The 23,491-nt window shown below is 62.1% G+C and carries 19 protein-coding genes and 2 pseudogenes; 18 read left to right on the top strand and 3 right to left on the bottom strand.

Annotated features, from left to right (window positions below; all coding sequences use genetic code 11):
- Positions 1-16: 16 nt before the first annotated feature.
- From M5C96_RS14575 to M5C96_RS14545, 7 genes are all read left to right on the top strand, one after another.
- Positions 17-469, top strand: coding sequence for a hypothetical protein (locus tag M5C96_RS14575; protein WP_272563878.1), 453 nt, complete (start codon positions 17-19; stop codon positions 467-469).
- On the top strand, positions 469-714 hold the full coding sequence (locus M5C96_RS14570) for a hypothetical protein (protein ID WP_272563877.1): 246 nt from the start codon (positions 469-471) through the stop codon (positions 712-714). The genes M5C96_RS14575 and M5C96_RS14570 overlap by 1 nt, the downstream gene beginning before the upstream one ends.
- A gap of 3 nt (positions 715-717) precedes the next feature.
- A complete protein-coding gene (locus M5C96_RS14565; protein ID WP_272563876.1) occupies positions 718-1,323 on the top strand; it encodes an STY4526/YPO1902 family pathogenicity island replication protein in 606 nt (201 codons plus the stop codon).
- 12 nt (positions 1,324-1,335) lie between these two features.
- Positions 1,336-1,953, top strand: a complete 618-nt coding sequence (locus M5C96_RS14560) for a hypothetical protein (RefSeq protein ID WP_272563875.1) — start codon at positions 1,336-1,338, stop codon at positions 1,951-1,953.
- Complete coding sequence (locus M5C96_RS14555) at positions 1,950-3,938, top strand: hypothetical protein (protein WP_272563874.1); 1,989 nt, start codon at positions 1,950-1,952, stop codon at positions 3,936-3,938. The genes M5C96_RS14560 and M5C96_RS14555 overlap by 4 nt, the downstream gene beginning before the upstream one ends.
- 170 nt (positions 3,939-4,108) lie before the next feature.
- Entirely contained in the window at positions 4,109-4,501 is a 393-nt protein-coding gene (locus M5C96_RS14550) for a hypothetical protein (protein WP_272563873.1), read from the top strand.
- Positions 4,498-5,103, top strand: a complete 606-nt coding sequence (locus M5C96_RS14545) for a hypothetical protein (protein ID WP_272563872.1) — start codon at positions 4,498-4,500, stop codon at positions 5,101-5,103. The genes M5C96_RS14550 and M5C96_RS14545 overlap by 4 nt, the downstream gene beginning before the upstream one ends.
- A gap of 229 nt (positions 5,104-5,332) precedes the next feature.
- Here the strand turns inward: M5C96_RS14545 and M5C96_RS14540 are convergent.
- Positions 5,333-6,184, bottom strand: a pseudogene (locus M5C96_RS14540) (IS5 family transposase); the annotation flags it as partial.
- Positions 6,181-7,275, bottom strand: a complete 1,095-nt coding sequence (locus M5C96_RS14535) for an IS630 family transposase (RefSeq protein WP_272563777.1) — start codon at positions 7,273-7,275, stop codon at positions 6,181-6,183. The gene M5C96_RS14535 and the pseudogene M5C96_RS14540, both read right to left, overlap by 4 nt.
- 66 nt (positions 7,276-7,341) lie before the next feature.
- Between M5C96_RS14535 and M5C96_RS14530 the strand changes: the two are divergent.
- Positions 7,342-8,193, top strand: a pseudogene (locus tag M5C96_RS14530) (IS5 family transposase); the annotation flags it as partial.
- Positions 8,194-8,447: 254 nt separating this feature from the next.
- Here M5C96_RS14530 and M5C96_RS14525 read toward each other — a convergent pair.
- Entirely contained in the window at positions 8,448-8,930 is a 483-nt protein-coding gene (locus M5C96_RS14525; RefSeq protein ID WP_272563871.1) for an Hcp family type VI secretion system effector, read from the bottom strand.
- Between the two features lie 630 nt (positions 8,931-9,560).
- Between M5C96_RS14525 and M5C96_RS14520 the strand changes: the two genes are divergently transcribed.
- The 10 genes from M5C96_RS14520 to tagF are packed head-to-tail and all read left to right on the top strand — an operon-like array spanning position 9,561 to position 23,441.
- Positions 9,561-11,528, top strand: coding sequence for a serine/threonine protein kinase (locus M5C96_RS14520; protein WP_272563870.1), 1,968 nt, complete (start codon positions 9,561-9,563; stop codon positions 11,526-11,528).
- Positions 11,525-12,343: a PEGA domain-containing protein gene (locus M5C96_RS14515; RefSeq protein WP_272563869.1), complete on the top strand. Its 819-nt coding sequence runs from the start codon at positions 11,525-11,527 to the stop codon at positions 12,341-12,343. Before M5C96_RS14520 ends, M5C96_RS14515 begins: the two co-directional genes overlap by 4 nt.
- A 1-nt stretch (position 12,344) precedes the next feature.
- Positions 12,345-12,827 carry a TssQ family T6SS-associated lipoprotein gene (locus tag M5C96_RS14510; RefSeq protein WP_272563868.1) on the top strand — a complete coding sequence of 161 codons (483 nt, stop codon included), beginning with the start codon at positions 12,345-12,347 and terminating at the stop codon, positions 12,825-12,827.
- Between the two features lie 27 nt (positions 12,828-12,854).
- Positions 12,855-15,038 carry a type VI secretion system-associated FHA domain protein TagH gene (gene tagH, locus M5C96_RS14505; RefSeq protein WP_272563867.1) on the top strand — a complete coding sequence of 728 codons (2,184 nt, stop codon included), beginning with the start codon at positions 12,855-12,857 and terminating at the stop codon, positions 15,036-15,038.
- A complete protein-coding gene (locus M5C96_RS14500) occupies positions 15,035-15,823 on the top strand; it encodes a PP2C family protein-serine/threonine phosphatase (RefSeq protein WP_272563866.1) in 789 nt (262 codons plus the stop codon). Before tagH ends, M5C96_RS14500 begins: the two co-directional genes overlap by 4 nt.
- Before the next feature lie 29 nt (positions 15,824-15,852).
- Positions 15,853-16,422 (top strand): type VI secretion system lipoprotein TssJ, encoded by a 570-nt coding sequence (tssJ, locus tag M5C96_RS14495; RefSeq protein WP_272563865.1) that lies wholly within the window; start codon positions 15,853-15,855, stop codon positions 16,420-16,422.
- 5 nt (positions 16,423-16,427) lie between these two features.
- Positions 16,428-17,762 carry a type VI secretion system baseplate subunit TssK gene (gene tssK / locus M5C96_RS14490; RefSeq protein ID WP_272563864.1) on the top strand — a complete coding sequence of 445 codons (1,335 nt, stop codon included), beginning with the start codon at positions 16,428-16,430 and terminating at the stop codon, positions 17,760-17,762.
- Between the two features lie 14 nt (positions 17,763-17,776).
- Entirely contained in the window at positions 17,777-19,111 is a 1,335-nt protein-coding gene (locus M5C96_RS14485) for a DotU family type VI secretion system protein (protein WP_336297902.1), read from the top strand.
- A gap of 2 nt (positions 19,112-19,113) precedes the next feature.
- Positions 19,114-22,740, top strand: a complete 3,627-nt coding sequence (gene tssM, locus M5C96_RS14480; protein ID WP_272563862.1) for a type VI secretion system membrane subunit TssM — start codon at positions 19,114-19,116, stop codon at positions 22,738-22,740.
- Entirely contained in the window at positions 22,722-23,441 is a 720-nt protein-coding gene (tagF, locus tag M5C96_RS14475; RefSeq protein WP_272563861.1) for a type VI secretion system-associated protein TagF, read from the top strand. The genes tssM and tagF overlap by 19 nt, the downstream gene beginning before the upstream one ends.
- Positions 23,442-23,491 lie beyond the last annotated feature (50 nt).

The raw sequence follows: 23,491 nt of genomic DNA, 5'->3' as shown, positions 1-23,491 counted from the left end.
CAAAAGGAGAGGTCACATGCCCGCCACGTTCGTCCACAGCGACGGCACCGAATTCATCGCCGAGGGCCTCGCCCACGGCATCCCCATCGATCCCGGGATGCCCGAGGGGTTTGACGACACGCCCAACGATGCGCGTCCGCCCTCGCACGGCAAGTGGTGGTACTTGCCTTTCATCCGCACCGAGACCATCGAAGCGATGGATGCGTTCTACGCCCAGCGAACGGACGAATACGCCGCCGCAGGCCGGGCCCACTGGCGCGAGAACCGCGCAAAGTGGCTCGCCGCCTGGCCCTCGGGCACCCGTTACGACGTGCGGTGCCTGGATGGCGGCGCCTGGGACCGCTCCACCAATTGGGGATCGTTCCCGACGCTGGAACAGGCCGTGGAGTGCGCTTTGACCCGGGGCGCAGACATGAATCGCATCGTCTGCGCGATGCCGGATGCGGTCACCCCAGGAGGGACGCTCTGATGGCGGTCGAATTCTTCCTCATCGATGCGCCGCATACGGTGCCCGTCAAGCACGCTGCTTGGCAGGAGGCGCTGGCAAGGTGGCGCATCGCTGCCGATCGTGTCTTCCAGTGCGAGAGCTGGGACCACTCGCAATTCGAGCGCCTGAACCAGGTTGCCGTGGACGCCAAGCAAGAGGCCGATCGCCTGGAACAGGTCGCGCGCATGGCCTGGCGCAGTGCTCCTCAATCGAACGGGAACTGCTGACCTATGTTGGCCATCACCAACCCCATGCTCAAGCGCATGCTGCTGGAGCACCTCGTGGAGCACATGGACCAGGGCGGCTTCGATGCCTTGTTGACCGCAGGCTTCACGCCCGAGTTCCTGGACAGTCTGCGCCACCGGCCCGCACGCGACCTGATCAACATCGCGCAGACCGAGCTGGACATCCGCGTCGCGCTGCCGCAGCGCGCGATCGCCGCCTGCCTGCAGCGCCTGGACTGGCAGCGCCGGGACGCGCATCTGCGCGAATACTTCATCCGCCACGGCGCCTCGCGCCAGATGGTCTGCCAGTTCTTCAAGTTGACGGCCGATGAATTCCGCGATCTGCGGGAACTGCTGGTCCCCGATGGCGTGCCCAGCGGCCGGCCCTCGATGCCCAGCGAGCGGCTGCGCGACGAGATCCACCGGGTCTGGCACGAGATGGAGCGCTCGGGCGAGCATTCCACGCTGCGCGAGCGCATCTACGCGCTGCACCAGCGCTTTCCGGACCTGCGCATCCAGGCCCTGCACGCCACCGTGACCGAGTTCGACGAGGCCGTGGCCACGGTCGGCGGATCGGTCGGTGCTCCCAGCAGCAACTTCGGCTCTCTCTGAAAGGACACACCCATGGGCGCGAACAAAGTCACCCACCTCTCCAACCGGCATGAGCGGCGCGCGCGCCGGACGACCAGCACGGCAGTGGATATGGCGATCGCGCCCACGGACCCCTCCTCCATGGAACAGACATCCATGCAGGGCCTGACGCCCAGCCCGACCGCGGCCAACGATCTGCACGGTGCGCTGCTCGGCCAGGCGGTCCTGCTCGACTGGCTCGGGCAGGCCCCCATCTCGTTTCACCGGGCCTACGTGGACATCGCCGGTGGCGTGGTGCCGGCGCTGTGGCTGTCCAGCGCCATGGCGCGCATGGTCCATGCGCCTCGGGAGAGCTTCCAGGGCGACACCTTCGTGTTCGCCATGTCGGCTCAGGAATGCGAGCAGGAAACCGGCATCAGCCGCGGACAGCAGGAAACCTGCCGCCGTCAGCTGATCGCAGCCGGCCTGGTCTCGGAGCAGTCCGGCCAGCGCAAGCCCATCGTCTATCGCCTGCACCTGGATGCCATCGCACGGGCCCTGATCGAGCAGGCCGAGCCGCTCGCGCAGATGCTCCATTTGCTGCAGCCGCAGGATGCCGCAATGGATTCTGGTTTTCCTGCGCTGCCTGCTGCGCGGCAAATCGCCAAGTGATCACAGGCCTTCGGCGGATCGAATCCGCCCCAGAGCAGCCCTCGTTCCACGGCTCAGCAGCGCCGGACGAGGCGCTGCGCCTGCTCGCGGCCCAGGGGTTCATCCAGTTCCACCCGGCCCTGGCCGAGCGGCTGGACAACTTCAAGGCCGCGGTGTTCCTCGGGCACGCGCTGTATTGGACGCGGCACCTGGCCAAGACCGGCGCGCACCGCGGTGGATGGTTCTTCCTCACCGCCAAGCAGTGGCAGCAGGCCACCGGCCTGACGACGCGCGAGCAGACGACCGTGCGCGAACTGCTGGTGCGCGAGCAACTGCTCTCCGAGCATCTGGCGGGCAAGCCCGCACGGCTGCACTTCAAGGTCAACCTGCAGCAGCTTGCCACCTGGGCCAACCTGCCGCAGGAGCAGATCGTTTCCAAACCTGGCTCACCGCTGGGCTGGGAGGCGCTCGCACCCTGGTTCGGCCAGTGCGTGAGTTTCTACCGGCCGCTGTCCGATCTCACGGGCAGCGTGGCCGGTGGCCTGTACCTGTCCTATCTTCTGCAGCAGCAGCGCCGCGCGCTGGTGGCCAGGGCGTCATGCCGAGGGCCGCAGGGCGACGGCTACTTCCGCGTCTCCCAAGAGGACATCCGCATCGCCCTGTGCCTTGGCCCCAAGACACAGCGCAATGCGCGCGATCGGCTCAAGCGGGCCGGTCTCGTCCATGAATACTCCACCACGGTCCGGCTCAACCTGGGCGCGATCATGGCCTGCCTGCAGGGCCAGGAGCAAAAGCTGCTGCCCTCCCGGGGCAGGAAGCCGCAGCAGGCGATGCATCTCGTGCCGGCTCCGGCCACGGTCCCGTCCGTTCCGAAGCCCACGTCGGTCGCCCCGATCGCACAACCCGTGCGCCAAGTGTCGGCGATCCCGGCCGAGCCATTGCGGCGCTGGCTGGCCTCGCCCGACAAGCCCGCGGCAAAGCAGCTCCCGCTGTTCGGTCCCATGGTGGCGCGGCCAGTACCTGGTGCGATCGACACGCAATCCGAGGGCCGCGCGGCCAGCAGCGCGCCGGTCTCCCAGGTCATGAGTATGTTCGCTCCCCGGGCGCCCAGCACGTCGATCCGCCAACGTACACAGAATTCAACAGGGCAGAACGCGGTCCCATCCGCGTCCGCTCCACGTTCGGACACGCCCGAGTGTCAATCGTTTGCCCTTTTGTCGAAACTTGAATCGACAAATGCCGAAACGTCGAAACTTGAATGCCCAAACGTCGAAACTAAATTGCCGTTTTGTCGAAACCATATAAATAGGGTATTCAATAAACCTCCAACTCCTCTTACGCGCGACCCTGGGCAGCCTCGCCCTGTGGACAACTCGGCGGTACAGCAGGACGCGGAGTGTGGTCGTGGTCGGAACGTTGATCCTTCCCCGGACAGCCGCGAAGAGACCGCTGCGCCAGCACCAGTGCAGCAGGAACCCGTTGTCCAACAGCGAGAGGCATCGGGGCCACCGGGAAGTCTTGCCGACCAGCCAGTCCACCAGCCGGCACCCGAGCCGACCCATCAAGGCGATTCGCTGGTCATGCCCGAACGGCTGGAGTCGGAATGGCACGTAGGGGTGAACAAGGTCATGGCTACTGCGCCGCAGGCCATTCGGCAGCAGCTGCTGGACGAGTTGCAAGGGCATCTGGCCGGCAACAAGGCGATCCATAACCCGCCCGCCTGGCTGCACGCCCTGGTGCGACACCACGAAAAGGGCACGCTGGTGTTGACCATGGCCGATCGGGTAGCGGCTCGGCGCGAGGTCGAGCGCGAGCGCACGGCAAAGCAAGAAGCCCGTTCGGCCAGGGAATGCACCGAGGCGCAACAGGCTGCCGCGTCCGAGCCGCACCGCAACGACTCGGACACCGCGCTGTCCGCACGGGCCAAGCTGGACAAGCTGCGCCAGGAGCTTCGGCAGAAGACTGGAACGACCGGCATCTGGCGGGGAAAGGCTGGGTCACGATGAGCCGTTGCAGCCGACTTCAGCATGGGGCAGGAACACGTCATCACCACGTGGAGCGTTTTGCACCAACCGGTAACCGTTACCACGTGGAGCGTTTTGCACCAACCTGTTCCTAGGCCACTCAATTCACTATTTCATCAACTCAATAAAAGGGAAGAACCATGGCTAGAAAAATGACCAGCGACCGCCTGTTCGTGGAGCTTTTGCACCGTCTGGGCAAGTACAGCGATGCATTGATGCTTCATACCGCGCTGCGGGAGCAAGCAGATGTCGCAGAATGGAAGACCGCAGTCACTCAGGTTTCGCAGTTCGCTTTGGACGGTCAGATCAACAAGTGGCAGGCACAGCGCGCACTGGACCGTCTTACCCAGTTGGGCCTGATCGAAGTGCGCATCCACGCCAAGACTGCGACCCTCATCACGGTGGACCGCGATGCCGTCATGGAACTGCTCCAGCAGCCCGTAAGCAACACGCTGCCCGGCATGCGCAGAGAGGATTTCGCGTTCCTGCAAGCCTGGAACGACTCTGCCGCCGCTGCTGCGTCCGCCGTCGAGGATGCCGCGTGATGCTGCGTATCGGTGTTTTTCGATCCTGCCTGCGGTGGGCAGGCGCCGTCCTGGCCTCGGCCGGCACGACGACGGCCATGGCAACCACCGCCAGTCAGGCCCAGTTCGAACTTTTGTCCATCGTCTTCTTCGAGGCTTCCTGCTCTGCCGATGGGCAGTTCCAGGCAACCGACGCCTGGATGATGTACTTCATGCCGCAACTGATCCTCGTACTCGCCCTGGGCATGATGGTCCTTCTAACTGCGTACGCTGCGATCTGGATCGCACGCGAAGGCCGGTCCCACGATTTGAAGGTCTTGTATTGGCCATGGCTCCGATTGAATTGGCTCCCTGCCGTGGTCGCCACGGTGCCCGTGAGCGGGCCTGCTATTTTGACCATGGCCTACATCGTTCTCACCGGCCGCATCGATCCGGTCAATTCCGTCATGGTCACCCTCGGCCAATGCACTTCCGCCACTTCGTTCACCCTCACACAGGGCTGGGGTGCGTTCTTCATCGCAATGGTCATCCTGTCCTTCCCGCTCGCATGGCTCCTGCTGTTTCGCACCAGCTTCCCCTTGCTACGTGCGCTTGAGCGCCATCCTCAAAGAAAGATCACGTGAGTTCAACCACCGCGTTTGTCCTTCCAAAAACCGAATAAAAGTCCACCGACGGGCCAAATCACCAACAAAAACAGTATGAGACCTACCGCAAGACAACTCAATTTCCAGAGAATGGATTCCATAGTGTTCACTCGCACTTCTGATGGTGTATTGAAGGTGTATGACGTCTGGCTGGGGCGCTGTTGCACAAATCGAATTGCAGACGGCATGACCCCAACCCCAGACGGACCTATGCCACAGCAGTCACCGACACGGTGTGAGGACGGCCGATCTGACTGAACCGATTGAGCAAGGCCACGCGGACATGCAGCTCCACAACCTGGCGGTCGAACGTGCGCGCGATCACCCGTTCGCCCAGTCGCTTGAAGCAGTGCATCTTCGTCTCCACAAGGCTGCGCCGGTGGTAGCCGCTCCACTTCTTCCAAATGCCGCGACCCAGGCGCTGGCACGCCCGAATGGCCTCATTACGATGCGCCGAGCCCGGACTCGACTTCTTCCAATGGCTGGCGTTCTTGCGGGGCGGGATCACCGCCATCGCGTGCCGCTCGGCAATGGCGTCCAGGCAGGCGCGCGTGTCGTAGGCGCCATCGGCACTGACGCTTTCGATGGATTCGTCAGTGGGAATCTGAGCCAGCAACCCGGGCAACATCGGCGCATCCCCAATGGCGTTGCTGGTCACCTCGATGGCGCGTATTTCCAGCGTCTGCGCGTCGATGCCCAGATGGACCTTGCGCCATTCGCGCCGGTATTCAGCACCATGCTTCTTGCGTTTCCACTCTCCTTCGCCCAGGAACTTGATGCCGGTGCTGTCCACCAGCAACTGCAGCGGCGAGTTGGTTCGCTGGTAGCTCAGTTCGACCTGCAAGGTCTTTTGGCGCCGGCAAACAGTGCTGAAGTCAGGTACCGGCCAGTCCAGCTTTGCCAGCCGCAGCAGGCTCTGCACCATGCCCAGCGCCTGTCGCAAGGGCTGGCCGAACAGGCACTTGATGCTCAGGCAGAACTGGATTGCTGCGTCCGAGAAGGTTCGGCTGCGTCCACGCCTGCCGGTCGGCGTGCCAAACCACTGCATGCCCTCATCTAGTGTCCTGTCCCGTTAATTCGCCCGCATAGTCTGGCGAGTTTTTCGAGGATGGAGTCTGCTGTAGCTGTCCAAGTAAACGGCTGGCAGGACTGGTTGTAATTCGCGATGAATGTGTCGATCTTGTTGATCAGATCCTTCACGCTGGTGAACGAGCCACGGCGGATTGCCCGCGTGGTGATGATCGAGAAGAAGCGCTCGACCTGATTGAGCCAGCTTGAATAGGTCGGAACGAAGTGCATGTGCCAGCGAGGCCGCTCGGCCAACCAAGCGCGCACCTTTGGATGCTTGTGGCTGGCGTAGTTATCAGCTATGCAGTGCACATCCAGTTCGTCGGGCACTGCCTTGTCGATGGCGCGCAGGAAGGCAAGGAACTCTTGATGACGATGCCGGGGCCGGCACTGCGCGATCACTTGGCCATTCATCACGTTCAGGGCCGCGAACAAGGTGGTGGTGCCGTGGCGCACGTAGTCGTGCGTGACACCTTCGACATAGCCAAACCCCATTGGCAGCATCGGCTGCGTACGCTCCAAAGCTTGGCATTGGCTCTTCTCGTCCACGCACAGCACCAGCGCGTTGTCAGGTGGGTTCAGGTACAGCCCCACAACGTCGCGCAGCTTCTCGATGAACAGCGGATCGGTCGACAGCTTGAAGCTGTCGGCCCGGTGCGGCTTGAGGTTGAAGGTCTGCAGATAGCGCGCCACCGTGCTCTTGCTGATGCCCGTATCGGCGGCCAGCGTGCGGGTGCTCCAGTGGGTACCCCCATCAGCAGGCTTGGTGTGCAACGTCTTGGTAATCAACTCAGCAACACGCTCGTCATCTACCGTGCGGGGGCGACCCGGGCGCAACTCGTCGTAAAGCCCTGCAATGCGATGGCGCGCATAGCGCCCGCGCCACTTGGTGACAGTGCTACGACTGATCCCCAGAGCCTGCGCAACCGCGGTGCTGGCTTTATCTGTGCCTTCGCAAGTCAGCACGATGCGCGCCCTGAGCGACAACGCCGCTGGCAGCGAACGTGATCGCGCCATGGACGTCAGTTCCGCGCGCTCCACTTCACTAAGCGCAATTTCTGTTCGGGTCGTTGCATTGGGCATGGCGGCACCTCAAGGATGGCCCGAAACCATGCAGCTATCGTGCCTGCGAATTAACGGGACAGGACACTAGATGAGGGCATGCAGTGGTTTGGCACGCCGACCGGCAGGCGTGGACGCAGCCGAACCTTCTCGGACGCAGCAATCCAGTTCTGCCTGAGCATCAAGTGCCTGTTCGGCCAGCCCTTGCGACAGGCGCTGGGCATGGTGCAGAGCCTGCTGCGGCTGGCAAAGCTGGACTGGCCGGTACCTGACTTCAGCACTGTTTGCCGGCGCCAAAAGACCTTGCAGGTCGAACTGAGCTACCAGCGAACCAACTCGCCGCTGCAGTTGCTGGTGGACAGCACCGGCATCAAGTTCCTGGGCGAAGGAGAGTGGAAACGCAAGAAGCATGGTGCTGAATACCGGCGCGAATGGCGCAAGGTCCATCTGAGCATCGACGCGCAGACGCTGGAAATACGCGCCATCGAGGTGACCAGCAACGCCATTGGGGATGCGCCGATGTTGCCCGGGTTGCTGGCTCAGATTCCCACTGACGAATCCATCGAAAGCGTCAGTGCCGATGGCGCCTACGACACGCGCGCCTGCCTGGACGCCATTGCCGAGCGGCACGCGATGGCGGTGATCCCGCCCCGCAAGAACGCCAGCCATTGGAAGAAGTCGAGTCCGGGCTCGGCGCATCGTAATGAGGCCATTCGGGCGTGCCAGCGCCTGGGTCGCGGCATTTGGAAGAAGTGGAGCGGCTACCACCGGCGCAGCCTTGTGGAGACGAAGATGCACTGCTTCAAGCGACTGGGCGAACGGGTGATCGCGCGCACGTTCGACCGCCAGGTTGTGGAGCTGCATGTCCGCGTGGCCTTGCTCAATCGGTTCAGTCAGATCGGCCGTCCTCACACCGTGTCGGTGACTGCTGTGGCATAGGTCCGTCTGGGGTTGGGGTCATGCCGTCTGCAATTCGATTTGTGCAACAGCGCCCAGGGGCATCTAAACCGCTGGCGGTTAGTTCTGATTTGCGTCTTTGACTTTCATTCGGGGCGCAACTTATAACGGTCAGGCGTGTATGGATATAGCCCACGATAAGTCGTGTTCGACTCCGAATAATGGATCGTCGAAGAAAAAAGCAAGCCATAAAAAAGCCACACGAATGTGGCTTTTTTTGTTGGCTAAGAAGCGTATTAGGCTTCCTTGTTTTCCTTGATGTTGAAGCCCATTTGGCTTTCCGCACCCTTGCCGCCTTGGTTGGTTTGTTCCCAGTACTGGGTCTTGACCTTGGCTGCCTGGAAAGCATAGTTCACCAGGACAGAGTCGCTGCCGTCGGTACCGCTGACGGTCACGCTGGTCACCATCACGTCGGTCAGGGTGATCTTGCCGAATTCGATTTGCGTGCCGCCGGCCTTGCAAAGAGAGATTTCCACTTGGCCCAAGTGCTTGCCGGTGGAGCAGTGCTTGAGCACGGCCGGATAGCACTTGTCGATGGAGGCCACGATGTTCAGGTCATGGAAGGTGACCTTGCCGGCGCCGGCACCACCGCCGCTGGCCATGGAGTTCGGCTGGGTGGCACCCCAGGTGAACGAGTTGATGTCAGTCCAGCCCTTGTGGTTGGAGTCTTGCGACTCACCGCTGGCGCCTTCGACCTTCATGAACATATCGACTGACATTATTGCTTCTCCTGTAGTTGCGATGTTTGGTACGCAAAGTCAATGAAAAGTCTGCGGGCCCTTCAACAGACGGGACGCGCTGACCTGAAGAAACAGTCACTGTGTAGAAAGGCAGCAAGAGGGGAAGATAAATGCCTGTGCGGGCGATCTCCCTCTGGACCGCGATTGCGATGCCGATCCGTGATCTGTTTATCTGCCGGCGATCATAAGAGTGCCACGTGTCATTTCGGTGATACAAGTTCGGACTAATTGGCGCCTCAAAGAAACAGAAGAAACAATTTGTTTTGTGGTTTGAATTGGCTTCAATAGGTAACGGGGTTACCGCATGTGAAGGTAGACTCGCCATTTCCAAAAAATGGACGTGATGGCAAGGGGTCTTGTTTTGGATGCTGCGATCTGAGGGGTCTACAGCGTCCCGGGCCTATCGCTGTTCTATGATGCTGCGGCAGCACGCCAGGGCTAGACCCGGGTCGTGCGTGCAGGAACCCCGTCCACAATCCCACTTGGCCTGTTTGGCGGCAAGTGCCCCTGCTTTTCATCTCTGCCTTGGGGCTCGGTGCGCAGGGCACTCAGAGTTGACTTGATTCGTTCTTCAACTTCCACGACATAGATGCGCAAAAGCGTGAAAACATGCACAAGGAAATAAGTGGTTCGGCGAACTGCCTGGCTCCCGGTGTCCAGGTTGGTGAATACCGACTGAGCGATGTCATTGGAGAGGGCGGCTTTGGCATCGTCTACCGGGCCAGAGACTTGAGTCTTGATCGCATCGTGGCGATCAAGGAGTACATGCCATCGACGTTGGCGGGCCGCAAGGAGTCCAATCAGATCCACGTCCGCTCCCAGCACCGTGGTGCTTTCGATGCGGGGCTGCGCAGTTTCATCAACGAAGCGCGTCTGTTGGCGAAGTTCTCGCATCCTGCGCTGGTGCATGTCTATCGCTTCTTTGAGGCGAACGGTACTGCATACATGGTCATGCAGTATTACGAAGGCCAGACTTTCCGGACGTTTTTGAACCAGCAGCCGAAGGCCATGGACGAACAATGGCTGTCGACCATCATCGCCCCCATCCTCGATGTGCTGGAGATGTTGCACGCTGCGGACTGCTACCACCGGGACATCGCGCCGGACAACATCTTCCTGCAATCTTCCGGCATGCCGGTGCTGCTGGATTTCGGCGCAGCGCGGCGAATCATCGGGGACATGACCCAGGCCCTGACCATGGTCTTGAAGCCGGGCTTTGCGCCCATCGAACAGTACGTCGATGACGGCGCCATGCCGCAAGGCGCCTGGACGGATATCTACCAGTTGGGCGCGTTGCTTTATCTCTCGATCACCGGTCGCCCGCCCGCAACGTCGGTGGCTCGGATGATCAACGATCCGGTGTCCACCCTCGTGCCTGAAAACTGTCCAGGTTTCAGTGCCAGATTCCTCAGTGGCGTGCACCACGCTTTGGCGATCAAACCCCAGGACCGCCCGCAGTCCATCGGCGATCTGCGGCACCTCCTGGGTTTGAAGACGGTCACCTTGTCGTGGCCCAGCTCCGGTTTGATGGGGCTCAGTGCGGCCGAGGAAAGTGATCCTTCGATGGATGCGCCCGTGCACGTCCCATCGGCGGTCGCGGCTCCAGCGGCATTTACCGCACCGCAGCTTCCTGCAGAGGCCGTTGCGCCGGTCGCTCCTCACCCCGATGCGCGGCATGGCGCCGTGCCCAGCGAGGCACATGCCCCCGTTGTGTCCGGCTTGGATACCACGCACCAGCACCGCCCATCCACCGAAGTTCGGCCCTCCAAGGCTGTCAATGCGCCGCTGCATGCGCCGCCATCGCCCTCTGCAGAGTCATCTGCCAAAGCGCATTCCCGGAAAACCAAGCCTGCAGCCAGCCAGCAAGGTGCCGGGCACTCACCGCCCACCAAGCGCCCCGTGTGGCTGATTCCTGCATTGGGCTTCGCTGCGTTGGTTGTTGTGGCAGGCGGTGCATGGTGGATAACCAGCGGTGATGACGCCGCGAAGACAGCGGCCGTGGCCCAGGATGCCCAGGAATCGGACCAGTGGATGTTGGCCGCCCGCATCAATACGCCCGATTCGTTGCGGACTTATTTGAGTCTTTTTCCCAATGGTGCGCACCGTGCTGAAGCCGAAGAGCGAATCGCTGCGCTGACGTCGGCCGTGGCGCCGGCCTCCGCCCCCGTGGCGCAGCAGGTCCCGGCTTCGGCGCCCGTGGTCGCCGCATCGGCACCCATGGTGGTGGCGGATGTTGCGCCCGCGAAGGTGCCTCCCGCATCCGTGCCGACGCCGGCGGCTTCGGCCCCGGCAGCGCCGAGTGCTCTGCCCACGCCTGAAGAGGCCGTGCGTGTACCTGCGCAGGCGACCCGCATGGCAGATGCCGAGAACAAAGGCAAGATTATTTTGCGCGTCATGCCATGGGGGAACGTGTCGGTCGACAGGGTTCCCGCAGGAACGACTCCACCCTTGACCCAGTTGACCCTGTCCGAGGGGCTTCACCGCATCGACATCTCCAACCCGGTGGCACCCACCGTGACACAGATGGTGTTGGTGAAAAAGGGCGAGTCGGTCGTTTTAACGCACAAGTTCGAATGATGCATTTCAGGCCATTCATTGCGCTTGGACGCGTTGCTTGTCTGGTGGCGCTGATTCACGCGCCGTTGCTCCACGCCGCTGCAGATTGCGACGAAAAGGCTGCACCAAGCAGGGCTGAAACGTCCCCGGTCAACACCGGTCGGCAATATTTGGGTCAAGGCATTGCGCTGTTTGACGCCAAAGACTTTCAGACCGCCGAGTGGGCGTTTCAATCGGCCCTGTTTGCCGGCCTTCCGGATGGACAGGCGCGCGCGTCAGCGCATAAGTATTTGGCATTCATCTATTGCACGAACGGAGAGGGCAAGCGCTGCGAATCGGAATTCGACGCGGCGTTCGCAGTACGCCCTTCCTTCAAGATCGATGGTTATGAACTCAACAACACGCCCTGGCGCAGCGCTTATTTCCGTTCGCAGGCACGATGGGCCACCCGCTGCGGTAAACCGGTGCTGGATGCCTCTGCAGACCCTGGGACAACACCGGGCACTACCCGTGCCGCGGATGCGGTCGCCGCAGCCGCGGTTCCCGCATCCGGGGTGACTGCCGCTCAGACATCGAATTCCGTGCCGGTCAGCTCGCTGTTCAAGACCGCAGAGAAAGACGCCGCATTCAATGTCCGCATTCGGCTGTCGCCCTGGGGCCAAGTGCAAGTCGATGGCAAGGCGATGGGGGTGAGTCCTCCATTGACACAGTTGAAGTTGCCGGCTGGCTCCCATTCGCTGGAGTTGTCTAATCCAGGCTTTGAAACCGTTAAGAAAGTGATCACGGTCATCGATGGTGAAACGTTCACCATCGAACATGATTTTGATGCGAGGTAGCATGAAATACAGATTTCCTTTGATTGTTGGCCAGTGCATGCTCGGCCTGTTGCTGACTGCCTGCCAGACGCCCCCTCAGGGCGCGGCGACGCCGGGAGCGGATGCCGCAATCCAGCAGCCTGCCGTGCCTGAACCTGCCAAGCAAGATCCGGTGGCAGCCAAGGAACAAGCGCTGGCGCGTGCTTTGGATGTGTACGCAGATGGTCGTTACGACGATGCGATTGCTGCGTTGACCCCTTTGATCGGCGCTCCTGAACGGCCACTTGCCTCCCAGGTGAAAGTGCTCAAGTTCATCGCTTTCAGCCACTGTGCGATGGGCCGGCTCAGGCAATGCCGCCAGCATTTCGATCTGGCGCTCGAACAAGATCCCACCTTTCAGTTGACCGAGGCGGAAAAGGGGCACCCCGTTTGGGGCCGGGAGTTCAATGCGGCGCGCGCTGCGGCAGCCCGTGCAAAGCAGCGCAGCAATCGAAAAGCCCCTTAAGCAAAGCGGATCAGTCAGGCACCGTCCATGGATAAAGTCGAACTCAGAGTCGTTCAACAGGCCGATCTTGCAGTGGATCGGACTTGGTCTGCAGTTTTCGGCGTTGCCGGAGGCACCATCGGCCGAGGAGGGCAGAACAAGTTGGTGCTGCCCGACTCCGATGCCAGTGTGGCCCGCGTGCATGCGATGGTCCGCATGGAGTCCGAGGCGGCTTTCATCGCCAACCTGTGCGAGCGCCGCTCCATCACTGTGGCTGGACAAGAGGTACGCTCTGGCGAAGAGGTGCCGCTGGCGGTCGGTGATGAAGTGGTCATCGGCCCTTATCGCTTGTACGCGTTGCTGCCAGGGCAGGCCTTGCCTGCACCAGCAGCGCCAGCTTTCGTGCCAGCCGTCAAAGCAGACGTTGCGCCAGTCGCACCCCTGCAGGCCCCCGCTGCCGCTCCGCAGGCGCCTGCAAGCGGCCTCCTGGAGGAGTTGCAAGCCCCGGCTGATGCGGGCGACAGCAATCCTTTTGCCATCCTGGGCCTGGTATCAAATCCCATGGATGCATCCGCCGACGCAGAACGGCCGGCCGTGCCTGCGTTCATGGCGATGCCGCAAGAAGCGGCGGGCACTGCCGAGCTGCCCTCAGGTGTGGCAGCCGAGACTCTCGTCTCCGATGCCTCCCGGGACGCCGGTTTGCAAGTGCCTGTAGTGCCGGCAGACCTATCTCCGGCCGCAGGGGCTGGCACTGCGCCGCGGCCTTCCGGATGGGACGACACCCCCTTGCCTCGGAGCGCGCCAGCAGTTGCGCATCGTGCACTGGTCATCCCGGACGATTTCGATCTGTTTGCACAGGACCCGAAAAAGCAGGCGCAAAAGGGCGACCCTTGGGCCGGTGGCTTGCAGACGAAGAGTCTGACGGACGTCGCCAATCTTCGCCATGACGAGTTGCTGAAAGCGTTGCCGGTCTCCGGACGCTTTGAGCATCAGATGGACAATCCTGCCCATACAGGCCTGCCCAAGGCGCTTGAACCCCGCAACGAGTTGGACCCGTTGCGTCTGTTCCAGCAGGACCGCGAAACGCCAGCCCTTCAAGACAATTCACTCGCAGTGCCTGGATGCGATCTATCGCAGGCTTTCAGCATGCCGAAGAGCGCGATGGCTGGAAGCGGTATGGACGAGCGTCTTCCTGTGGGGGCGTTGGGAATCGAGGCCATCAGCGTCGATGCGGCGGTGTCCTCCACGAAGGCCAAGGTCGCGCCTGTCGATCTGGCGATACCGGTACCGAACGAGCCTTTGGTAGCGCCTTTGCCAGGCCTTCGCAAGGTGGAAGGGCTGAACCTGGACAGCTTCGGAGGCGGATTGCCTGCAGCGGATTCCAATTGGCTGCCTCCCATCGAGCCGGTGTCTCCGGTCTTGGAAAAAAGTGCAGTCCCGCCGGCCTTCTTGGAGGATCGGCCAGTGCAACACCGGGACGAAATCATGTCCTTTGCGGCACCTGTGGAGCCGCTTCCGCCATCCAATTTGCCTGCACCTGCACCTGCACCTGCACTCTCGCCTTCGCCTTCGCCTTCTTCCGACTTTCCTGCACCGGCTACCTTGCCAGGACTGGCGGCCATGCCTCCCGCGGAGTTGAGCGCGTTGGTCACCGCTTTTCTGGACGGCGCCGGGGTGTTGCCGAAGAAACTGGAGCCCACGCTCACGCCGGAGTTCATGCGATCTTTTGGCGAGGCGTTCCGTGTCGCAGTGCAGGGAACCATTGACTTGCTGGCAGCCCGCTCCGAGATCAAGCGGGAGTTTCGCGCGGGCGTCACGGTGATCGCCTCCGGTGCCAACAACCCGCTGAAGTTCTTGCCAACACCGGATGGCGTCATCATGCAGATGATTGGACAGAATTTTCCGGGGTTCATGCAGCCAGTTCCGGCCATGAAGGACGCCTACCAGGACCTGTGTGTGCACCAGTTGGCATTGATGGCCGGTATTCGGGCGGCCTATGCCGAGGCGCTGGCGCGCTTTGATCCGGTCGAACTGGAAAAGCAGGCTGCTTCCATCGGCGGGATGCTTGGAAAGGTTTCCTCCATCGGCCGCAAGGCGGCTTTGTGGGACGAATACAAGAAAAACTTTGATGCCATCCGCCGGGATGCGGAGGACGATCTCACCGCCTTTTCTGGCCAGGCTTTCCTGGAAGCCTATGAGAACGCGGAAGCCGCTGCAAAGGCCAAGTTGTGATTGCACATGTTGTTGGCGATCAGTATCGGTTCCGTCTCACCGCAGCGTCGCTCTCGGACAGGGGCTCGCGCGCGACCAATGACGATTTCCTGGGAATGGTGGATGTGGGAGGCCGCGGGTTTTGCTGCGCATTGGCCGATGGGGCTGGCGGCCACGGCCATGGCGGATTGGCTGCGCGGCTGACGGTCAACGCGGTTCTGGATGGCTTTCGCCACAACCCGCTGTTCGCGCCCGCAGGCCTGGCCTCGTTGATTTCGCTGGCCGAGCATACGGTCGCGGTGGAGCAACCGTTGTCGGTTTCCCGTCGACACATGAGTGCCACGGTGGTCCTGCTTTGCCTGGACTTGGCCAAAGGCCGTGCGCTCTGGGCGCATTGGGGCGATTCACGCCTGTATTGGTTCAGGGACCAGCGAGTGCATCGCATGACGGAAGACCACAGCGTGGTGCAGCAACTGCTGCACGCGGGGGTCTATCGCAACGAGGACCCTCGGGATCTTCCGAACCGGAGCGTTCTTGCGGGCGCCATCGGGGCCGAGTCGCAGATTCCTCCCACGGTGCTTTCCAAGGCCGTCGATCTGGTTGCAGGAGATGCCTTCCTGCTGTGCTCGGATGGGCTTTGGGAAGGCATTCATGAAGACGATATGGAAGAGGCATTGCGGCTCAGCCAGAACCCGGAAGATTGGCTGGAGCACATGGAGGCCACGCTGCGTGCGCAGGGGAAGCCGCATCAGGACAACTTCAGCGCATTCGCCATTTGGGTGTCACCCAGTGAAGACGGGCTGTGAAAACAATTCTACCAACAAAGGAATCGACGATGCTTGATCGGGTTTATGGATTGCGCCGTGCTTTGCTCGGAGGGGCCGTGGGTGTCGGTGTACTGGGCCTTGCCGGATGCGGTGTCATCAGTTCTATGAATCGCCCCCAGGAAGCCCCTACTGCCGTTCCGCCGGCCATTTTCGAAGTGGTCGCCGACGCCAAGCTCAATCCCGATGTGCATGGCGCTCCCAAGCCTATCTTGCTTCGGATGTACGAATTGCGTGCCACCGCGGCGTTCGACAAAGCCAGTTTTCTAGACCTTCAAGAAAAAGACGAAACGCAACTGGCAAGCGACTTCGTGCGACGCGAAGAGTTTCTGGTGGTGCCCGGAGAGCGGCGCGTCTTCGAGCGCAAGGGAAGTGCCGAGGTCCGTGCCTTTGCATTTTTCGCGGGCTACCGTGACCTGGAGAAAAGCACTTGGCGCGCCACTGCGCCGGCACCCAATTCGGTGGAGATGCGCCGGCGCTGGTGGGGACTGGGTGAGACTGAACGCTTGAAGCCCGTGCGCTATTTAGTCACCGTCTCCCAGGACGCCGTCAAAGTTCAAATCCAAGAAAAATCGCAGTAACTATCATGGTCTGGCAGCGCAAGGTCGTATGGGCGGAGGGCATGTTCTTGCGCCCTCAGCATTTTCAGCAGCAAGATCGATTCACCGATTTTCTGGTGCAGGCACGCACGCTGCCCACGCAGTTCTTCTTCTGGGGGTTTTCGAGCCTCGTCCTGGATACGGAGCTTCTCGCGCTGGGCAAGATCGGCTTGATCTCTGCCGAAGGGGTGTTGCCGGACGGCACGCCTTTCAGCTTTCCCTATCATGACGAGCCCCCGCCCGCGTTGAGCATCGGCAAAGACGTCAAAGACACGGTCATTCACCTGGCTTTGCCGATGCGCCGGCGCATGGCTGCTGAGGTGTCCCTGGGGTCAGAGCCGAGCGCGCTCGTGCGCTATGCCGCAGAAGTGATCGAAGTGGCGGATTCCAACGACGTCGGCGCGCAGGCGGCCGAGGTGCAGGTCGGACAGATCAAGCTCGCACTGCGTGCATCGCAGGACATTGCCGATGGCTGGGTCAGCCTGCCGTTGGTGCAGGTGGTGGAGCGCCGCGCAGATGGCTCGCTGCTGTTGGACCCCACCTTCATACCCACGGTCGTCACCAATGCCGACATGTCCAACCTCGCAGTGTTCTGCCGTGAGCTGTTTGGCCTGCTGCGCCAGCGTGGCGCTGCGTTGGAAGAGCGCTTGACCCAGCCGGGTCGCGGCGGCGTGGGGGAGGTCGGTGACTTCCTGATGCTCCAGTTCCTGAACCGCTGGGAGCCGGCGGTGGAACACTGGGTTCGTATCCGCGCCATCCATCCGGAGCGGCTGTTCGATGACCTTCTCAAAATGGCGGGCGAACTGGCTACCTTCACGCGCGACCAGCGGCGTCCTGCGCCCATGCCTGCCTATGACCATGACGATTTGCGAAGCTCTTTCCTGCCATTGATGCTGGAGCTGCGGCGTGGCCTGTCTTCGGTGCTGGAGCAAAACGCCATCCAGATCGAACTGCAGGAACGCCAGTATGGCGTGCATGTTGCACTGATCCCGAGCACCGAACTCTTGACCAGTTGCGACTTCGTGTTGGCGGTGCATTCGCAGGCGACGGTGGAGTTTCTGCGGGCGCACTTTCCGACCCAGATCAAACTGGGCCCGGTGGAGCGCATTCGGGACTTGGTCAATCTGCATTTGCCTGGCGTCACTCTGCGGTCCCTGCCGGTCGCTCCCCGCGAAATTCCCTACCACGCCGGTTACTCGTATTTCGAGTTGGATACGGCGCACGACCTGTGGCGCCAACTTCAAAACTCCGGCGGCCTGGCCTTGCACGTCTCCGGCGAGTTTCCTGAACTGCAGCTTGAGATGTGGGCCATTCGCCGTTAAGAACCGATATGTCCATTCAAACCTCTGGCAATGTATTTGCCTTCGATACGGGCACCGGAACCGCCGTGCCCCGGGCTGGGGCCTCGGCACCCCAAGCCTCTGGCGGCGCGGTGCGCGAAACGGCGCTTCCGGATGTCGTCAGCGGGGGCAACCCCCTGGTGGCTGCCTCCAACACGCTGCTGAATCTGATCCCTCAGATCCGGGCCATGGCCACCAATGGCGACCCTGGCGGATTTCAGCAGTTTCTGCTGGAAAACATACGGCAGTTCGAAAGCCGGGCCGGCAACACCGGCGTGCCGATGGAGACCATCATCGGCGCTCGGTATTGCATCTGCACGGCGATCGACGAAGCGGCGGCGCAGACTCCTTGGGGTGGCTCGGGTGTCTGGCCCAAATACAGCCTGCTGGTCGCGTTGCACAACGAAACCTGGGGCGGTGAGAAGTTTTTCCAGCTGCTCTCCAAGTTGGTGCAAACGCCCAACCAGCACATCGACCTCATCGAGTTGATGTATTTCTGCCTGATGTTGGGTTTCGAAGGCCGGTACCACGTCGTCGAAAACGGCAAGAGCCAGTTGGAGAGCCTCAAAGCCCGTCTGCTTCAGGTCATCGAAGGGGCGAGGGGGGACCGCAGCGGTGCCTTGTCGCTGCATTGGCGTGGCGTTCAGCGCGCGGCGGTGCCGCCGTGGACCTTGATTCCCTTTTGGGTGGCGGCCGCACTGGCCTTGCTGATCGCGTTTTTGATCTTCCTCTGGTTCAACTACCGTTTAGCATCGCGGTCCGACGATCTGTTCGCTTCGATCAACGGCATTCGCCTTCCGCAGGCCCCTGCCGTCATCGCCGCTGCGCCCAAGCCCAGATTGCGCCAGTTCCTGGAGCCCGAAATTCGAGAGGGCCTGGTGGAGGTGAACGACCTGGCCGACCGAAGCATCATCATCCTGCGCGGTGATGGTTTGTTCGATGCCGGGGCCACGGTGGTGAAGCCTCGGTATGTCGGCGTGATCGAGCGCATTGCCGCCGCGTTGAACGAGGTGTCCGGGAAAGTGGTGGTCAATGGTTACACCGACAACTCTCCCATTCGCACCGCTCGGTTTCCTTCCAACTGGCATTTGTCCCAGGAGCGTGCGCAGGCCGTCACCACCATGCTGACGAAGAGCGTCTCCGATGGGCGCCGGTTGCATGCCGAAGGCCGCGCAGAAAGCGATCCGGTGGCGCCCAACACCACACCGGAGGGCAGGGCGCTCAATCGCCGCGTGGAGATCGTTTTGCATGTTGCCCCGCAGACCCGTGACAGCGAGCTGCAGATCACCCCGGGTGCCAATCCCCGGGGCGGCGCCACCAATCAAAAATAAGCATGTTCCGCAAGATATTCGATTTCCTGTTCAACCGGTTCACGCTGGTCCTGCTGGGACTGGTGCTCTTGAGCTTGGTCATCTGGTTCATCGGACCGCTGATCTACATCAAGCCTTACCAACCCCTGGAAAGCCCTCAGGTCCGTGGCTGGTTGATCTTTGCGATCTTCGCGTTCTGGTTCTTGAAGCTCTTGGTTCAATGGTGGCGAGCGAAGCAGGTGAACGCTCGCCTGCTGTCCCAACTGGCCCGTTTCGGCACGGGTGACCGGCCGGCTGAAAAAGCCGGTCCAGGGGAAGAAGAAGTTGCCGAACTCGAAACCCGCTTCAAGGAAGCGATCAGCGTTTTGAGCAAGACGCGCTTTGGACAAACGGAACAAGGCTGGTTCGGACGGCTGAATCGCCGCTACATCTACCAGTTGCCCTGGTATCTGATCATCGGCTCGCCCGGCTCGGGCAAGACCACGGCGCTGGTCAATTCCGGTCTGGACTTTCCGCTGGAGGCGCAGTTCGGAAAGGCTTCGATTCGAGGCGTGGGTGGCACGCGCAATTGCGACTGGTGGTTCACCGATCAGGCGGTGCTTCTGGACACCGCAGGACGTTACACGACCCAGGAAAGCGATGAGACGCAAGACAAGGCCGCCTGGGGCGGATTCTTGTCTTTGCTGCGCCGATTTCGGGGGCGGCAGCCTGTCAATGGCGTGCTGGTCACGTTGAGTGTTCAGGAGTTGCTGAGCAGCACCGACGCGGAGCGTGAACGCTTGGCGCGGCTGATTGGCATGCGCCTGGGCGAACTGTGCGAAGAACTCGCGATCAAGTTCCCCGTGTATGTGCTGGTCACCAAGACCGACTTGCTGGCGGGGTTCAACGAATTCTTCGGCAACATGAACCGTGAGGAGCGGGCCCAGGTCTGGGGGTTCACCAGCCCATACAACGAAGGGGGGGTGCAAGAGGAGCCGGCAGCCCGCTTCCGCGCTGAATTCGACGAACTGGCAGGGCAGATCAATCGCCTGTTGCCGCAGCGCCTGCTCTCCGAGCCTGATCTGGCGCGCCGGGGCCTGATCTATGGCCTGCCGCAGCAGTTCGTCGGTTTGCGCGATGTGTTGCAGGAAACGCTTTCCACCATCTTCGCATCGTCCCGGTTCAAGGAAAAGCCGCTTTTCCGGGGCGTGTATTTCACCAGCGGAACGCAAGAGGGCATGCCGTTCGACCGGGTGCTTTCGGCACTCTCGCGCCGGTTCGCGGTTCCTTCCCCTGCAGGGGCTTCGGTGGGTGCCAAAAGCGGCAAGAGCTATTTCATTGAAACGCTGCTCAAAGGCGTGATGTTCAATGAAGCGGGCTTGACTGGCCGCAATGCCAAGAAAGAACGGCAGTTGCGCCTTGCCCAGGCAGGAGGGCTCATTGCCCTGGTTCTGGCCCTGGTCGGTGTGACCGTGGCCTGGACCGTCAGCCACGACAACAACGTGGCCTACATCGGAGAAGTGAAAGACCGGGTTCCCGCGCTCAAGCAGGCGGTCAACGATGCCCGCGACGCCGACCCCGAAGACATGGTGAGCTTGCTGCCGCTGTTGAACAATGCGGAGTCCCTGGCCGTGAGCCAACGCTACGAGGGCGACTCCGCCCCGTTGAGCTGGCGCCAGGGCTTGCTGCAGGTGCCCAAGGTCCAGACGGCTGCGGATGCCACCTACATGCGCCTGCTCGAAGATGCCTGGTTGCCGCGCCTGTCCCGGCATTTGCGCCGGTCGCTGCAGCAGACGTCCACGAGCAACCCGGAGGCGAGCTTCGAAGCGCTGAAGGTCTACCTGATGCTGTACGAGCCCGAGCGCTTCAATGCCAAGGCCATCCGTGCATGGATGGTCAACGATTGGGAAACGTCTCTTCCGCCTGGTTTGGTGCAATCCGGCGTCGTCAACCAGCTCGCGCATCACCTCGACAATCTGATGGAAGACCGCGCGCTGGTGGCCCCGGTGCCGATGGATCAGCAGCTGGTGGCCGAAGTGCGCCAGCGGCTGGCCCAGATGTCGCCGGCACAACGGGCCTACAGCCGGCTCAAGCAATTGCTGCTCACGGGCAATTCGTTGCCGCCCGAATTCACGGTGGTTCGCGCCAGCGGTCCCGAGGCGCCACAGGTGTTCTCCCGCCGCAGTGGCCGTCCGCTGACCCAGGGCATTTCCGGCCTGTTCACCTATGACGGGTACTACGGGGCGTTCGCGCAGGAGCTGCCCAAGGTCACGGCGTTGTTGTCCCAGGAGGAAAGCTGGGTGCTGGGCAAGGCCGATGGGCGGCGCAGTACGGCCAACGAAGTGCTGACTGGTCAGCTGGCGCTCGAGGTCAAGCGGCTTTATCTGATGGAGTACGCCAAGCTCTGGGAGGACTTCCTGGCCGATGTGCGCCCGGTGCGCATCGCATCTCTCGATCAGGCGGGCGAGCAGGCTCGCCTTTACTCTGCCGCCAATTCCAGCCTGGAGCAGTTCATTCGAGCCGTCGCGAAGGAAACCACCCTCGGCCAGCGCCCTTCCGCGGGGGGCGGAACCAGCAGTTGGCTGGGCGAGAAAATCAACCGCATCAAGGAAGAGCAGGAGCAGTTGAGCCGCCTGACCGGCAAGCAGGTGAATGTGGCGGGGCTGACCTCCAGCGGTACGCTGGAGGCGGATCTGGTCGATTTCCGCTTCCGCGAGTATCGGCGGCTGGCTACTTCGAACGGTTCGGGCCCTTCTCCCATGACCGCGAGCCTGCAGGTGCTGAACGAGGCGGCGGCGGTGATCGCATCGGCGAGGCAGCAGGTCAGTGCCGGTGGCACGGTGCCGCCTTCGCTTTCTGCCACGCTGGAACGGGTGCGCACGGAAGCCAAGCGCGTGCCGCCACCCCTCAACGTCATGTACGAAGATCTGGCAGGAGCCACTTCGGCTTTCGTGGGGCGAGATGTGCGCGCCGCGGTGGGCGGAAGTCTCAACGCCACGATCGGCGCCTTTTGCCGGCGCGCGATCCTGGGTCGCTATCCCTTCACACGCAGCGCAGGCCGCGATGTGACGACGGATGACTTCGCCCGCCTGTTCTCCGTGGGCGGCACCATGGATGAGTTTTTCCGCACCACGCTGCAGCCGATGGTCGATATTTCCACCAATCCCTGGAGCTTCAAGCAGGGGGTGGACGGTTCGCCCGTGGGCGGCTCTGCCGCGCTGGCTTCGTTCCAGCGCGCCTCCGTCATTCGGGATGTCTACTTCCGGGCCGGCGGCAAGGCTCCCTCGATCCGGCTGGACATCAAGCCCTTGGAGATGGATGCTGCCATCACGCAAATGGTGCTGGATGTCGATGGCGAAGTACTGCGCTACCAGCACGGGCCTCAGATTCCGAAGTCGGTGAACTGGCCGGGTGCTCGTGGCACGGGGCAGGTCCGGCTGCAGTTGACCGGATCGGGGGCCGAAAACACCGGCTTGGTCACCGAGGGGCCTTGGGCATTGCACCGGTTCTTCGACCGGGCGCAGATTCTGTCTGGCAACGCACCTGAGCGCTTCATCGCCGCTTTCAATATCGATGGGCGTCGCCTGCGATTCGAGATCACCACAGGCAGCGTGCTGAATCCTTTCCGTCTCAAAGCCATGGAGGAGTTCGAGTGTCCTGGCAACCTGTGAGTCAAGCGTCGCCGCAAGTGCAGTCCCGCATCGCCTGGTTTGGAAAGCTGCCGGGGCAGGGCGATTTCGTGGGACGCAGGATGCCCCGTGCCATCGGTGACGAATGGGACGCCTGGTTGAGCCGTGGGCTGGAGCAATTGCGCGCGCAGGGCCCGGGGCAATGGGAGCCTGGCTTTATTCAATCACCGCTGTGGTTCTTCATTGCCAGCCTGGGCGGGAAGACCTTGCCGGTGTGCGGCGTGCTGGCCCCGAGTGCGGACCGCATCGGGCGGTGCTATCCCATCACGGCGGTGGCCATCGCCACCGATCGGACCAGCGCTTTGGTATCCGACCCGACGCTGGAGCGGTTCTTCTCTGGCACGCGGGACGCCATCATCGAGGCCCGCAGGCTGGCCCTGCCTGCGGAAGAGCTGGATGCACGGCTTTCTTCGTTGCCATGGCCGTTTCACGCAGACAAGCCTGCACCTGCACCAGCGGCTGCGCCTTCGATGGCGGGCATCCTGGCGGACCTGGGGCTGAGCCCATCGTCCGGTGGCGGCACCGTCAATGGCCGGCCCTGGAGCGCCGGGCGCGATATCTTGCGCTCGCAACAGGCGCGCAGCGTCTGGTGGTCCGATGCGGCGGGGGGCAGCGAAATGGTGGAGCACGGAGGTGCCTTCGATGGCCATCTGTTCTCTCGGCTTTTCAAAAAGGCCCCCTAGCCATGTCGGTGCCCTTCTTTCTTCTTTTATTGAGCCCGAGCGAGCATCTT

Origin of the sequence: Acidovorax sp. GBBC 1281, assembly GCF_028473645.1 — a bacterium.
Classification (GTDB): Bacteria; Pseudomonadota; Gammaproteobacteria; order Burkholderiales; family Burkholderiaceae_C; genus Paracidovorax.
Note: the sequence above shows the minus strand (reverse complement) of the source record. Positions and strands in the feature narration are given on the sequence as shown.